At 49.3% G+C, this 13,133-nt stretch carries 11 protein-coding genes and 2 pseudogenes; 7 read left to right on the forward strand and 6 right to left on the reverse strand.

The window, feature by feature from the left end:
* Positions 1 to 3: 3 nt before the first annotated feature.
* The 6 genes from D9T21_RS05505 to cutA all read right to left on the reverse strand — a co-directional run bounded on the left by D9T21_RS05505 (position 4) and on the right by cutA (position 5,892).
* The gene (locus tag D9T21_RS05505) at positions 4 to 369 is read right to left on the reverse strand and encodes a response regulator (protein WP_105933105.1); all 366 of its coding nucleotides are present in this window, start codon (positions 367 to 369) and stop codon (positions 4 to 6) included.
* Between the two features lie 7 nt (positions 370 to 376).
* Positions 377 to 2,056, reverse strand: coding sequence for an ATP-binding SpoIIE family protein phosphatase (locus D9T21_RS05510; RefSeq protein ID WP_123324087.1), 1,680 nt, complete (start codon positions 2,054 to 2,056; stop codon positions 377 to 379).
* Between the two features lie 8 nt (positions 2,057 to 2,064).
* Entirely contained in the window at positions 2,065 to 2,349 is a 285-nt protein-coding gene (locus tag D9T21_RS05515; protein ID WP_123324088.1) for an STAS domain-containing protein, read from the reverse strand.
* A gap of 10 nt (positions 2,350 to 2,359) precedes the next feature.
* On the reverse strand, positions 2,360 to 3,514 hold the full coding sequence (locus tag D9T21_RS05520; RefSeq protein WP_123324089.1) for a methyl-accepting chemotaxis protein: 1,155 nt from the start codon (positions 3,512 to 3,514) through the stop codon (positions 2,360 to 2,362).
* Positions 3,515 to 3,707: 193 nt separating this feature from the next.
* Positions 3,708 to 5,546: a protein-disulfide reductase DsbD gene (locus D9T21_RS05525; protein WP_123324090.1), complete on the reverse strand. Its 1,839-nt coding sequence runs from the start codon at positions 5,544 to 5,546 to the stop codon at positions 3,708 to 3,710.
* A 4-nt stretch (positions 5,547 to 5,550) separates the two neighbouring features.
* Positions 5,551 to 5,892 carry a divalent-cation tolerance protein CutA gene (gene cutA / locus D9T21_RS05530; protein ID WP_105933110.1) on the reverse strand — a complete coding sequence of 114 codons (342 nt, stop codon included), beginning with the start codon at positions 5,890 to 5,892 and terminating at the stop codon, positions 5,551 to 5,553.
* Between the two features lie 186 nt (positions 5,893 to 6,078).
* On the opposite strand from cutA, the gene D9T21_RS05535 reads away from it, so the two are divergent.
* The 7 genes and pseudogenes from D9T21_RS05535 to uxaC all read left to right on the forward strand — a co-directional run bounded on the left by D9T21_RS05535 (position 6,079) and on the right by uxaC (position 13,131).
* Positions 6,079 to 6,561, forward strand: a complete 483-nt coding sequence (locus D9T21_RS05535) for an FxsA family protein (RefSeq protein WP_105933111.1) — start codon at positions 6,079 to 6,081, stop codon at positions 6,559 to 6,561.
* 71 nt (positions 6,562 to 6,632) lie between these two features.
* Positions 6,633 to 7,303: pseudogene (locus tag D9T21_RS05540) on the forward strand (TRAP transporter substrate-binding protein); the annotation flags it as partial.
* Position 7,304: 1 nt separating this feature from the next.
* Positions 7,305 to 7,793, forward strand: coding sequence for a TRAP transporter small permease (locus tag D9T21_RS05545; protein ID WP_123324092.1), 489 nt, complete (start codon positions 7,305 to 7,307; stop codon positions 7,791 to 7,793).
* A pseudogene (locus D9T21_RS05550) lies at positions 7,793 to 8,954 on the forward strand (TRAP transporter large permease). Before D9T21_RS05545 ends, D9T21_RS05550 begins: the two are co-directional and overlap by 1 nt.
* A 120-nt stretch (positions 8,955 to 9,074) precedes the next feature.
* Positions 9,075 to 10,100: a LacI family DNA-binding transcriptional regulator gene (locus tag D9T21_RS05555; RefSeq protein WP_105933113.1), complete on the forward strand. Its 1,026-nt coding sequence runs from the start codon at positions 9,075 to 9,077 to the stop codon at positions 10,098 to 10,100.
* 108 nt (positions 10,101 to 10,208) lie between these two features.
* A complete protein-coding gene (locus D9T21_RS05560; protein WP_123324093.1) occupies positions 10,209 to 11,696 on the forward strand; it encodes a UxaA family hydrolase in 1,488 nt (495 codons plus the stop codon).
* A gap of 13 nt (positions 11,697 to 11,709) precedes the next feature.
* Positions 11,710 to 13,131: a glucuronate isomerase gene (gene uxaC, locus D9T21_RS05565; protein ID WP_123324094.1), complete on the forward strand. Its 1,422-nt coding sequence runs from the start codon at positions 11,710 to 11,712 to the stop codon at positions 13,129 to 13,131.
* Positions 13,132 to 13,133: the final 2 nt, after the last annotated feature.

Raw genomic sequence — 13,133 nt, forward strand, 5'->3', positions numbered from 1 at the left:
CGACTACCCAAGCAGTTTTTTAGCAATGGCCAGTAATTTGGACGGGTCAAAGGGTTTAACCATCCATCCTGTGGCGCCGGCCGCTTTGCCCTGGCTTTTCAGTGTATCGCCGGCTTCAGTCGTCAGCACCACGATGGGCACGGTACGATAGCTCATCATGCCTCGCAGGGACTTAATCAGCGTAATACCATCCATACGTGGCATATTCTGATCGGTAAGCACAAAGTCATAACGGGTGGTTTGACACTTATCCAGCGCGGCCTGCCCGTCTTCGGCTGAATCCACATTGTAGCCGGCCCCTCGCAGGGTAACCTCTACCATTTGACGAATTGACATAGAGTCGTCAACAATTAGTATTTTCTTGCTCATATCTGTATTAATTCCTTGCTATGGAAATGGTAGTTCGATTGCCTTTGGCATTCCGCTCGACTGTCTGACAGATTGCTTCAACAAGTCCGAGGCCTCGCCCGCTAAGACCTTGCTGATCGGCAGAGTTGTCAGACAGCGCAAAACCCGAACCGGAGTCTTCCACTGATATCTTTATAAACGTAGTCGAATTTGTGTAAATTTGTATGGTTAACTGGTCATTATTTGTCAGGCTGCTCAAACGCTCTTCACGCAATGCCAGGTAGGTAGCAAATCCTTCAAAGTCATTTTTGAGCTTAGAGTCTAAATGGAGGATGCCATGATCAAGGGCGTTATTGATAAGTTCGGCCAGCACGGTAAACGCTTTTTGGCACAGATCTCTGGGCAACCCTGAATTTTGCATGATATTCATGGCCTGATTAAGCACATCAAGACTGGCGATGACTTTGCCACGAATGCAAAACTGATAATCTATCTCACCAAAACTCACTGGCTCTTCTTCGGTGCGTGTTTGTAGCTGACTGCGCAGTGCTTCGCCATTAATCACGCACAGCGTAATGTCATCTTCGATGGCATTGCCCTCAGCAAACTGCAGGCAATCATCCATAATGTGGATCAGACTTTCGTCATTTCCCGCCAGTTGCTCGGCTTGTGAGATTAATCTGGCTGATGAGTAGGCTTCACCGGCCGGGTTGGTTTGTTCAATCACACCGTCGGTATAGAGTGCCAGTTGCTGAATTTCCTCCAGCGGGATTTGCTCAGGTTGAATACTGAACTCATTGGGCTCCATGATACCCAGTGGCATGGCTTTCGAGCGGAATCGCTTTACTTCACCTTGCTTACAACAGCATAAAACGTCCGGCAGGCCGGCGTTAACGATAGTTACCGTGGAGGAATAAGGGCAAATCTCAATACCCAGTAATGCAACAAATCGGTCATCCGGGATCTCGGTATACAGCTTACGATTGATTTCGTGAAAAATCTCATCGATAGTTTTACCTTTATTCGCCATGGCTTTAGCGGTTGTGACGATGGGGATAATACAAATCGCCGCTGCCAGGCCATGTCCCATGGCATCTGCCAGAATAACCTGGATCTTGCCGGAGGGATTGGGTGGCGAAAAAATAGTGTCACCGCTGAAGTTCGTCATTGGCCGGCTACGCACTGCAACGAAATCCGGCAAGTCACACTGGCTGTTGGCCATGTTCTGATAAACGTGTTGGGCCAGGCTTTCTTCCTGCGCCTTTTCACTGAGTAACTTCTGTAACAGCTGATACTTATTGGCCAGATCCAGGCTGGTACGTTTAAACGTCAGCAGGTTACGGATCTTTTCCCATAACAATTCAATGCTGACTGGCTTCACAATGTAGTCGTGCACACCCTGACTGAAGCTGTCACTGATACTATTCAGCTGGTCGTCAATGGATACCATGATCACATAGGGGGGCGGTTCCATTTGTTGAAAAGCGGATAATAAATCAGTGCCCTGCCCATCAGGCAGGTGATTATCAAGGATCACCACGTCAAAGTGGTGCTTCTTAAGCACTTCCCGGGCATCCTTAAGTGAAAAGGCTGAGATAACCTTTACGCCCCTGAGCATTAAATCGGAAACTAACAACTCACAAAATATCGGATCGTCGTCGACAACCAGTACCGATTCTGTTGGTTTGGGTAATTCTTGTGAGTTCATGGCGGCGTTTACCCTTTGCGGATGGTAACCATTTTATCGAAGTTAGCTATTTCGAGTACTTCCAAAGCGGTGCCTTTAGCGCTGGCGATCTCGACATCGCAGCCATTGGCTTTAGCGCGCTTCTTCAGCAGTACCACCATGCCAAGTGCCGCACTATCCAGATAAAGCACTTTGGAAAAGTCCAGAGTAATCAGACCGCCTTTGTTGTTTTCCAGAATCTGGTTGTATTGCTCGGTAAAAGACTTATGAAAACTAAAGTCAAAGCGTTCCGGGACTGAAATTGTTGAATTCATTAATGCTCCGTTAAAACAATTCAATCTCACCTGCTTCTACAGAAGAAGATGATACGGGGTTATGCAGTGCCGCCCACTCTGATTTTACTTTTTGCTGGAATTGTTCCGGGTCATTTAAAAACGCCTGGCGGTGAGTATCGTCCATCAGATCGGCAAGGTTCATGTTAAGCAGAGTAACGGTGCCGATGGTGTATTCAATATACTGACGGTTAATGTCGCCGAATTGCAGACTGCGGGTGGCATTATCCAGCGCTGAGTTTAACTGAATCGACAGGTCATGGAGGCCAGACGTGATATTTTGATCATGTTCGGCCTTAACAATTATCCGCTCCAGCGCCTGATTAATATCTTTTTTGGCTTCAATAACATAACTTACATCATAGGCAGCCAGTACGCCGATTCGGTCGCTCAATGAGGAAATTTTGTCATTGATGCTGTTAATCTGGGTTTGAATCGATTCGCTAAACTGAGCGGAGCGATTGGATAAGCTGCGTACTTCATCTGCCACTACGGCAAAACCACGACCATGTTCTCCTGCACGGGCAGCCTCAATAGCCGCGTTCAGCGCCAGCAAATTAGTTTGTGCTGCAATACTGTCGATATCTTTCAGCGCCTGAATAACCGACGGTACGGTGTCGTTAATGGCGGTAATTTGCTCGAGGATTTCCATGATCCCGGCCGACATATCCACGGTACTCTGGATAAAGCGGTCAAGGGTTACGCCGGTTCGCTCTGCAAAACTGCGCATTCGATCGCTGTACAATTCATCGCTTTCGTCGTCGGCTTTGATTAACTGCAAAATGGTATTGCTTTGCTGATCCACCAGGCCACGCAGGCCAATAAAGCTGGTGCTAAGCGTATCCACTGCGTCGTTGTGGGTGGAAATGATATTGGCCAGGCTCGACTCACAATCGGCCAGCACTTCCGTTGATGTTTGTGCAACACTGTTTAGTGCGGGCTCTGCCGCAAGCGGACTTGCGGTGGTAGCTGGCGCAGATGACGCGGTTTGTGGTGCATTATCACTACTTGCTGGTGAGGCTGGCGCCAGATACTCGTATGCGAATACCGCCGCGGCAAGAATGAGCACTCCAACTACGCCGGAAACAAAATGAGCGAGAATCAGAGCAACGACTGTTGCTATCCCTACAACAAAATATTTATTCATGACTTTCTCTAATCCACAGGCTAACGCTATGAATTGTAGTACATATATGGTGCTACTGTAGGGAAGTATTGAAAGTGTTGCAACTACCTTTGTGAGTAGTTGCAACTAATTGATGATTAATAGGTTTTTCTAATATAGATTAAGGTAAATCACGTTTAATCTAAATTGCTTAAACATAAATTTGAATGTTAAGTTATTGATTTTTATTTAATGCCTTTGTTACATGTTGCGCAAAGGGGTCCGCCTTCATAAAACCCGTTACCCGGGCTTTGGTTAGCTCATTGCCAGCTTCGTCGAACAGTAAAATAGTGGGTAATCCCAACACGTCAAAGGCATCCTGAAAAGCCAGGTTGGTTGGCGTGTTGTCGGTTAAATCTATCTGCATCCACACGGTGTTACTCAGTGCGTCAATAACGGCCGGATCAACAAAGGTGTATTTTTCAAACTCTTTACAGGCCACACACCAGTCCGCGTAAAGATCAACCATAACTGACTTACCCTCTGCGTTGGCGGCGGCAAGCTTTTGTTCAAAATCCTCAAGGTCTTTCACTACCATAAAGGTTGGATGAGAAGCTGGCTGCGAGGTTGCTCCGGCGGATGTTCCGGCGGTTTCGTAGTGCCCACTGCTCTGGCCAAACAAAGCGTTATAGCCCAGCATCGCGGATACAAACAGACCCAGGAAAATCACTAGTGTTCGCACGCCTTTGGCAAAGGTAGCAGCGCTTGGCTGATTAACCACCTGATAGTAGCTGAAAGCCCCCAGACCAAGCGCCGACCATAGCAGCATGCTGTAGTCTGAATTCCACAGTCGTTCAACAAACACAATTGCGACGGCCAGCAACATAAAGCCAAAGGTGGTTTTAATAATGTTCATCCAGTTACCGGCTTTCGGCAGTAACTTACCGCCGGTCATGGCAAAGATAATCAGCGGAATTCCCATCCCCAGACTCAGCGCGTAAAGAGCAAGGAAGCCCAGTGTCATGTCGCCGCTCTGAGCGATAAATATCAGCACACCGGTGAGTGGCGCAGTCGTGCAGGGTGAGGCGATTAAGCCAGACAAAATCCCCATTACAAATACACCCACAAGACTGCCACGTTGCTGAGCGTTGCTCATGCCACTGACTTTTTCCTGCCACTTACTGGGTAACTGAATCTCGTAAGCACCAAACATGGCGGCGGCCAACGCTACAAAAACCACAATAAAGGTGCCGAGGATATACGGACTCTGGAGCGATGCCTGAAACTGCACGCCGGCAGAGGCAACCACCAGGCCCAGCAATGAGTACATGATGGCCATGCCCTGCACATACACAAACGCGAGCGTGAACGCGCGGGACATTTTAATGTCTTTGCCCTGGCCAATAACGATGCCCGACACGATGGGATACATGGGGAACACACAGGGCGTAAACGCCAGTCCTATCCCCAGCGCTAAAAACAGCAGCAGAGTAAGAGGCAGGTTTTCATCGGATTGCAGCAGGTTAGCCAGATCGTATTGCTCGCTGACTGTTTGCTCAGAGCTCTGAGAGGCTTGCTTTTCGCCACCGCTTAACTCACCGGTGACGCTGGCACCCTGAATTTCGTTGAGGTAAATCACTTTGGTGGTGGGTGGATAGCATAATCCGGCGCTGGCGCAGCCCTGGTAGCGCAGTTTAACCACGCCATCCTGCACGGTTTCGGTAATGGGGTAACTGAACGACACCGTGTTATAAAACACGTCGGAAATGCCAAAGAATTCATCTTCAATCTGTTCAGCCGGGGGGAAGGCCGGTTCGCCCAGTGTGGCATTTTTGGTCGACACCTTAAATTGCTTTTTGTACAGGTAATAGCCGTCTGCGATATCAAAGCGTACTACCAGGGAGTCGCCTTTTTGTGAAAAGTCAAAAACAAAGGCTTCTTCTACCGGGAGAAATGACGGTTCGTCACTGAACAGATCGTCCATGTTATTGTTACTTAACTGGGCCGAAGCCACCGTTGTGAATAACAGGGCAAAAAATGTCAGGGTGATTACTGCTAGCCGGGACTGATTCACCGAATTACTTCCTCTTATTAATGTTTAATTCCTGTTCTACCCAGGAGTTATAAGCCTCGCTCGCTGCACAAGCCGGCACGGCAACCCACTGCGGCACGTCGTAGTTGTGAAGTGCTTTCACCAGTTGCTCTGCTTGTGCAATCTTGTGCTGGTGGGTTTTAATGAGGATCTGGTATTCCTGTTCCTGCGTCACCTGATTATCCCAGCGATAAACCGAGGTCATCCCCGGCATTATCTGCACGCAAGCAGCAAGATTTTGCTCCAGCAACTGATTGGCAATGGTTTCTGCGTTTTGCCGCGAATCCGTAGTGCAATATACGATGCAAAGGTCTGTCATAGTTTTCATAGGACCGGGTTTATCCCAATTATTATTCAACTTGTCCGACTTGCCGGCACTTTACCGAGCAAATCGGGTCTATGACAAGTCAATCATCGTTAGTACGCGATAAACTTACGATACGATGACTTGGGTTTATATAATTGTGCCCCATCTTAATTAACTGAAACTTAAGAATGCAACAGGAAACGTACTTTGCGCTTTTTATTATTACTTTTCATTGTCATGCCAATCGCTGAAATTTCGCTGTTGCTGCAGGTGGGTGACTTAATCGGTGGCTGGAATACGGTTGGGCTAATCGTAGTCACCGCTTTTGTGGGAGCTTATCTGGTTCGTCAGGAAGGCATCTCAACATTACAGACCGCACAAGCGAAACTGGCGCAGAATCAGGTGCCGGGCAAAGAAATGATGGAAGGTATGTTGCTGGTGATTGCCGGCGTACTGTTAGTTACTCCGGGTTTTATTACCGATATCGTCGGTTTTGCTTTTGCGCTGCCATTTTCCCGCAAATTTATTGCCAGCAGAGCGGCCAGTCATCTTACGGTGCGTACGTTTAATGCTTCGCAGCAGTCAACTTATCAGTACAGCAGCCGCCCTTCGGCTCACGATGATGGCGATACTATCGAGGGTGAGTATACTGATAAGTCTGAAAACGATCCGGATAAGCGCCTGAAATAACCTCAGACGCTGTGCTTTCCGGTTAACACTTTTGCTTAGGTGATGCTTCAAGAGTCGCCAGTTTGGCTTCCATGAACATCTTCAGTATTCCCTACATTTTTCGCGACAACGACCATTTCTGGAAAGTGCTTAACAGCGAGGTCGGGCAAGGGCTGCTGGCTGGTGTTGAGCCATTCAGACTTAAAGGTCTGGCCTATTATGACGCTGGCAGTCGCAGTTTTTACACCAATAACAAGCCGGTCAGAACACCGGCTGACTTAGCCGGTATGAAAATTCGAGTACTTAACAGCCCTACTGCAGTACGTACTGTTCGTGAGCTGGGCGGTGCTGCTACGCCGGTAGCCTGGGGCGAGCTCTACACTGCGTTACAACAAGGCGTGGTGGATGGCGCAAAAAACAACCCGCCCAGTTACTACCTGTCTCGTCATTATGAAATTGCCCGTTACTACTCGCTGGATGAGCACACGTCAGTGCCCGACGTGATGCTGATGTCATTGCGGGTATGGAAAACCTCACCGACCAGCAACAGGAATGGGTGGATAAGGCTATGCAGGACTCAGTAATTTTTCAGCGCCAGGCCTGGCAGGAATCTACGCTTGATTCACTGGCAAAGGTCAAAGCTGATGGTGTGGAAGTGATCTATCCGGATAAAAAGCCTTTCGTTGAAGCGGTAAAACCCTTTCACGATAGTCTGCGCGGCACTCCCGTCGGCGATCTCATTTCTCAAATTAAGGCCATGTAGTATGCGCAAGGTTATACGACTCATTGATCAACTCGTGGCCGGCACCCTGATGCTGGCAATGGCGCTCATTTTGCTGACCGTGGTTTGGCAGGTTATCTCCCGTTACATCATGCAGGATCCGGCTTCAGTAACCGAAGAATTATCCCGTTTTCTGCTGATTTGTATTGGCCTGCTCGGTGCAGCATTTGCCTACCGGCAAAAAGTCCATCTGGGTTTTAATCTGGTTGTAAAGAAACAGTCTGAGCATGCTCGTAAGTACATACTCACTCTGGTTGAATTGCTGGTTATCATTTTTTGTGCTGCCACCCTGTTATTTGGCGGCAGCCAGTTGGTATCACTAACGCTGGAACTGGAGCAAATCTCCGCAGCCCTGGGTATTCGGATGGGGTATGTGTATGTGGTGTTGCCGCTGTCCGGGATCCTGCTCATTTGCTACGGGCTAATTAATATCCATAACCTGTGGCTGGCCGACGAAGAAGGAGCGCTATAATGGATTACACCGCACTAGTGCTGGCAGTCACTTTCTTTTTACTGCTGGTCCTTAACGTACCCATTTCATTCAGCATCGGGATTGCCACCATGGCTGCCATGTTGATGAGCATAGATTTTACGCCGGCAGTCACTACCATTGCTCAGCGAATGGCTGGTGGACTGGACAGCTTTGCCTTGCTGGCCATTCCGTTCTTTATATTATCCGGGATGATTATGGGGCGTGGTGGTATAGCCAAGCGCCTTATAAACTGCGCGCTGGCGCTGATAGGATCGCTGCCTGGTGGTCTGGCGTTGGTTAACGTTGTGTCCTGCATGCTGTTTGGGGCTATTTCAGGCTCAGCCGTGGCCACTACGTCTGCCATTGGTAGCTTTATGCTGCCGGAAATGAAAAAGCAGGGTTACGACGAGAACTTCAGCGCGGCGGTTACCGCTGCTGCCTCGACTACAGGTATGCTGATCCCACCCAGTAACATTCTGATTGTTTATGCCATTGCCAGCGGCGGTGTATCTATCGCGGCGCTGTTTATGGCCGGTTATCTACCAGGCGTGATGGTAGGGCTGGCGCTGATGATGGTGTGCTTTGTTCATGCCAAGCGCAAAGGTTATGCAACGGCTGATCGCCTGCCAATGATACTGGTGGTGCAGCAGGTTGCCGCTGCAATACCCAGCTTGTTTTTAATCTTTCTGGTTATTGGCGGAATTGTGGGTGGTATCTTTACCGCCACTGAAGCCGGCGCCATCGCGGTGGTTTATTCACTGATCCTGGCGGTGGGTGTTTACCGCGAAGTAAAACCCAAACAACTGCCGGATATACTGCTGAAATCGGCCGAAACTACCGCTATTGTCATGCTGCTTATCGGTGCTTCTACGGCAATGTCTTGTATGCTGTAATACGCCAACATTCCTGCCGGTGGCGGCGGAACTGGGCATGTCACCGCTGCAGTTTGGTATTATGATTGTATTAAACCTGTCGATTGGTTTGTGCTCACCGCCTGTTGGGGCTGTGCTGTTTATTACCTGTGCCATTGCCAAAACACGCCTGGATAAAATTATCCGGCCGTTGCTGCCACTCTATGTTGCGATGTTTGTGGTGCTGATGCTGATAACCTATGTGGCCTGGTTTAGTGAGGCATTACCGGCACCACTGTTCGGGGTATAAAACCCCGGCTGCTGGTTTGGAAATCAACGAATAACCCGAAAGTGCTGAGAGTAGCCTAACAAACCGGTTAACGGTAAACTCAGACTGATGAATAAAAAACAAAAATAAAGAGTACTCTGCATGGATAAGAAGCCAACCATCAATGATGTGGCACGTATAGCCGGGGTGTCCAAGCGCACCGTCTCCCGGGTTATCAATGGGGCCTCAAATGTTGGCGCCGCTACCCGGGAAAAAATTCAACAGGTGGTGGATGAGCTGGGCTTTTCGCCGGATAAACAGGCCCGGGGCCTGGCTGCCAGCCGTTCTTATCTGATTGGTTTGATTTACGATAACCCGGATGCACTCTATATCGACCAGGTACAACGTGGTGTACTCGATGTTTGTTCGAAAAAAGGCTACGAGCTGGTTGTTCATCCCTGTAATTATCGCAGTGATGATTTTATCAGTAATTGTGTTGGCTTCGTCCGACGCTCAAACATTGACGGCGTGATAGTGCTGCCGCCGGTGTCGGAATCAAACGAACTGGCCACAGCGCTGGAAAATCATGGCATTAACTATGTCAGGCTGACGTCGGTGGATATCGACGATAAAGCCAATATTGTGGTGTCAGACGACCGTGCGGCGTTGAGTGATATGGCGCGCTACCTGGTGTCGTTAGGGCACAAGGACATCGCGATTATTAGTGGTCCAAACCATTACTATTCTACCGTAGAGCGTCTGGAAGGGATTACTAACACACTTCAGGAACTGGGCTTAAACATTCCTGCAGAACGGATTATTGAAGGCAAAAACAGTTATGAGAGCGGTATTGAGTGTGCCCGGGCATTACTGATCCAAACGCCGCGGCCGCAGGTGATTGTGGCCAATAACGATGAAATGGCCGCTGGTGTACTCAAAGTGGCGCATGAACTGGGTATCGATGTCCCCGGCGAGTTATCGGTTGCCGGCTTTGATGATAACTTACTGGCGTCGCGGGTGATCCCATCACTCACTACAGTGCAGCGTCCGGTGGTTGCCATGGCAGGTATTGCCGCGAAAAAGATTGTCGCGCTGATAGAGAATAAGCCGGCTGAAGGTGTGGAAGAATACACTATTAAGCCACACCTTATTATTCGTGAGTCAACACGCAAAGCAACCAAACCATAGCAGATAAAAAATAAAGAAAATCTGCTTTAACGTAATTTGCCACCGGTGGCATTAATGTTAAAAGTGTGGTAATTTAATCAACAACTGGAATAAACGTTTAGAGATTTTATGGCCGATCAAACCAAGCTTATACAAGTGCATCCAAACGATAACGTAGCTGTGTCGACCATGGCGCTGTCTGCCGGCACGATCGTAGACGCTTTATCGGTGACTCTTGCCAGCGATACTCCTGCGGGCCATAAAGTTGCCCTGAGTGACATTGCCGCCGGCGAAAAAGTGGTGAAATATGGTTTTGCCATCGGCATTGCGCAGGCTGATATCAAACGTGGTGATCATGTTCACAGCCATAATTTAAAAACGGCATTAAGTGGTCAGGAAAATTATCAGTATGAACCGGTTGCTGTGCGCCAACCGGTTACCAAGCCATCTCAGGCCAGCTTTATGGGCTATCGCCGGGCAAATGGTAAGGTTGGGATCCGCAACGAAGTCTGGATCATCAATACCGTAGGCTGTGTAAACCGCACTGCTGAGCGCATCGCCGCAGAGTGCGATCGCCGTTTCTTTGGTGAATGCGATGGTTTTCGTTCATTCACCCATCCGTTTGGCTGCTCCCAGCTGGGCGATGATCTGCATGATACCCAAACCATACTTGCCTCATTGGCGTCGCACCCCAATGCGGGCGCGGTGCTAATTGTCGGGCTCGGTTGTGAAAACAATCAGCTGTCTAATTTGCTGGAAAAAGTCGACCGCCCGGCCTCGCAAATCCGCTATTTTAATTCCCAGCAGGTGGGAGACGAAATTGAGGAAGGCATCCGCCTTATTCATGAAATGCTGGCAGATGTTGGCAAGTGTACCCGGGAACCTATTGATGGCAGCGAGTTGGTACTGGGAGTGAAGTGTGGCGGGAGTGATGCGTTTAGTGGCATTACCGCCAACCCGCTGGTGGGTCGCATGACCGATTTACTGGTTAAACAGAACGGCAGTGTGCTGCAAACGGAAACCCCGGAAATGTTCGGTGCCGAGCAGTTACTCATGAACCGGGCGACCAGTCAGGCTGTATTTTGTGAAATTGTTGAACTGGTAAACGAATTTAAACAGTACTTTATTGATAACAACCAGCCTATTTATGAAAATCCGTCGCCGGGTAATAAGGCCGGCGGGCTTACCACGCTGGAAGAGAAGTCGCTGGGCGCGGTGCAAAAAGGCGGTCAGGCACCGGTTAACGGCGTATTGCAGTACGGCGAACCTTTGTTCAAGAAAGGCCTCAATCTACTCCAGGCACCGGGCAATGATGCGGTAAGTTCCACCGCACTTGCCGCCAGCGGCGCGCACATTATTTCATTCACCACCGGCCGGGGTACCCCGCTCGGCTTTCCTGTACCCACAGTGAAAATCTCATCTAACAGTGAAATAGCTCATAAGAAGCCACACTGGATAGATTTTAATGCAGGCCAGATATTGCAGGGCACCAGTATTGATGACTGTGCTGCTCAGCTGTATCAGCAATGCCTGAATATTGCTTCGGGCGAGAAAACCTGCAACGAGAAAAATGGCAGTCACGAGATAGCGATCTGGAAACGTGGCGTAACCCTGTAACAAAGAGACTGATATGAAACCAATACTATTACACGAAGACAGACTGTTTCCGGCCGACGAAGCAACACGCTCTGTCGCTCGCTCGCTGTATCAAACAGTCAAAGACTTGCCTATTATCAGCCCCCACGGCCACACCGATCCGCGCTGGTTTGCTTATGATGAAAATTTTGGCAATGCCACCGAGCTGTTTATTTTACCCGATCATTATGTGTTCAGAATGCTCTACAGTCAGGGCGTTTCGCTGGAAAATCTGGGCATTCGTCGCTGGGATGGTGGTCCAACCGAGGGTGACCCACAGAAAATCTGGCAGATTTTTGCTGACCATTATTATCTGTTTGCCGGCACGCCATCCAGAATGTGGCTGGATACGGTATTTAAGAACGTATTTGGTTTAACCGACATGCTGTGCAGCGAAAACGCCATGGAGTATTACCATTTTATTACCGCAGAGCTGGGCAAAGACGTTTACAAGCCACGGGCTCTGATGGACCGCTTTAATATAGAACTGATTGCTACCACCGAAGGCGCGCTGGATAACCTTGAGCACCACCGGGCATTAAAAGGCACCGGTTGGGATAAGCGTGTTATCACATCTTTCCGCCCGGATGATGTGGTAGATGCTTCCCTTGAAAACTTTGCTCAAAATATCGAACTGCTCGGTGAAATTACCGGCGAGAATACCACCGACTGGGAAGGTTACCTGGCCGCTATTCGTCAGCGCCGCGCGGTATTCCGCGAGCACGGTGCCACAGCCACCGATCACGGCCACCCAACTGCCCGTACCGCAGATCTGTCGAAGGCTGATTGTCAGGCTTTATTCAGCAAATGCCTGAGCGGCAAAGCCAGCGAAGCTGATCAGGAGTTATTCCGCGCTCAAATGCTTACCGAATTAGCGGGTATGAGTATTGAAGATGGAATGGTTATGCAAATCCATCCGGGCGCATTCCGTAATCACAATAACGATGTGTTTACCAAATTCGGCCGCGACAAAGGCGCAGACATTCCGCTGCAAACCGAATACGTCAACGCCTTAAAACCGCTACTGGATAAATATGGCAACGATCCGCGCCTGAACATCATTTTGTTTACGCTTGATGAAACCGTCTATTCCCGTGAGCTGGCGCCGCTGGCTGGTCATTATCCGTGCCTCAAACTGGGCCCGGCCTGGTGGTTCCACGATAGCCCGGAAGGCATGCTGCGTTATCGCCATCAGGTAACCGAAACTGCCGGTTTATTTAATACCGTTGGCTTTAACGATGACACCCGCGCCTTCCTGTCGATTCCGGCTCGCCACGACGTAGCCCGCCGAATTGATTGCCGGTTCCTGGCCAATATGGTGGTGGAACATCGAATCAGTGAAGAAGAAGCTGGCAGCCTGATTAAACAGCTGTCTTACGATCTGGCGAAGAAAGCTTACAAACTGGGGCAGGCATAATC

The organism is Marisediminitalea oceani (genome assembly GCF_003731635.1).
Classification (GTDB): domain Bacteria; phylum Pseudomonadota; class Gammaproteobacteria; order Enterobacterales; family Alteromonadaceae; genus Alteromonas; species Alteromonas oceani.

Excerpts from the sequence above, each read along its gene's own strand:
- D9T21_RS05505 (WP_105933105.1), bottom strand. The coding sequence starts at position 369 with ATGAGCAAGAAAATACTAATTGTTGACGACTCTATGTCAATTCGTCAA.
- D9T21_RS05510 (WP_123324087.1), bottom strand. The coding sequence starts at position 2,056 with ATGAACTCACAAGAATTACCCAAACCAACAGAATCGGTACTGGTTGTC.
- D9T21_RS05515 (WP_123324088.1), bottom strand. The coding sequence starts at position 2,349 with ATGAATTCAACAATTTCAGTCCCGGAACGCTTTGACTTTAGTTTTCAT.
- D9T21_RS05520 (WP_123324089.1), bottom strand. The coding sequence starts at position 3,514 with ATGAATAAATATTTTGTTGTAGGGATAGCAACAGTCGTTGCTCTGATT.
- cutA (WP_105933110.1), bottom strand. The coding sequence starts at position 5,892 with ATGAAAACTATGACAGACCTTTGCATCGTATATTGCACTACGGATTCG.
- D9T21_RS05545 (WP_123324092.1), top strand. The coding sequence starts at position 7,305 with ATGCGCAAGGTTATACGACTCATTGATCAACTCGTGGCCGGCACCCTG.
- D9T21_RS05555 (WP_105933113.1), top strand. The coding sequence starts at position 9,075 with ATGGATAAGAAGCCAACCATCAATGATGTGGCACGTATAGCCGGGGTG.
- D9T21_RS05560 (WP_123324093.1), top strand. The coding sequence starts at position 10,209 with ATGGCCGATCAAACCAAGCTTATACAAGTGCATCCAAACGATAACGTA.
- uxaC (WP_123324094.1), top strand. The coding sequence starts at position 11,710 with ATGAAACCAATACTATTACACGAAGACAGACTGTTTCCGGCCGACGAA.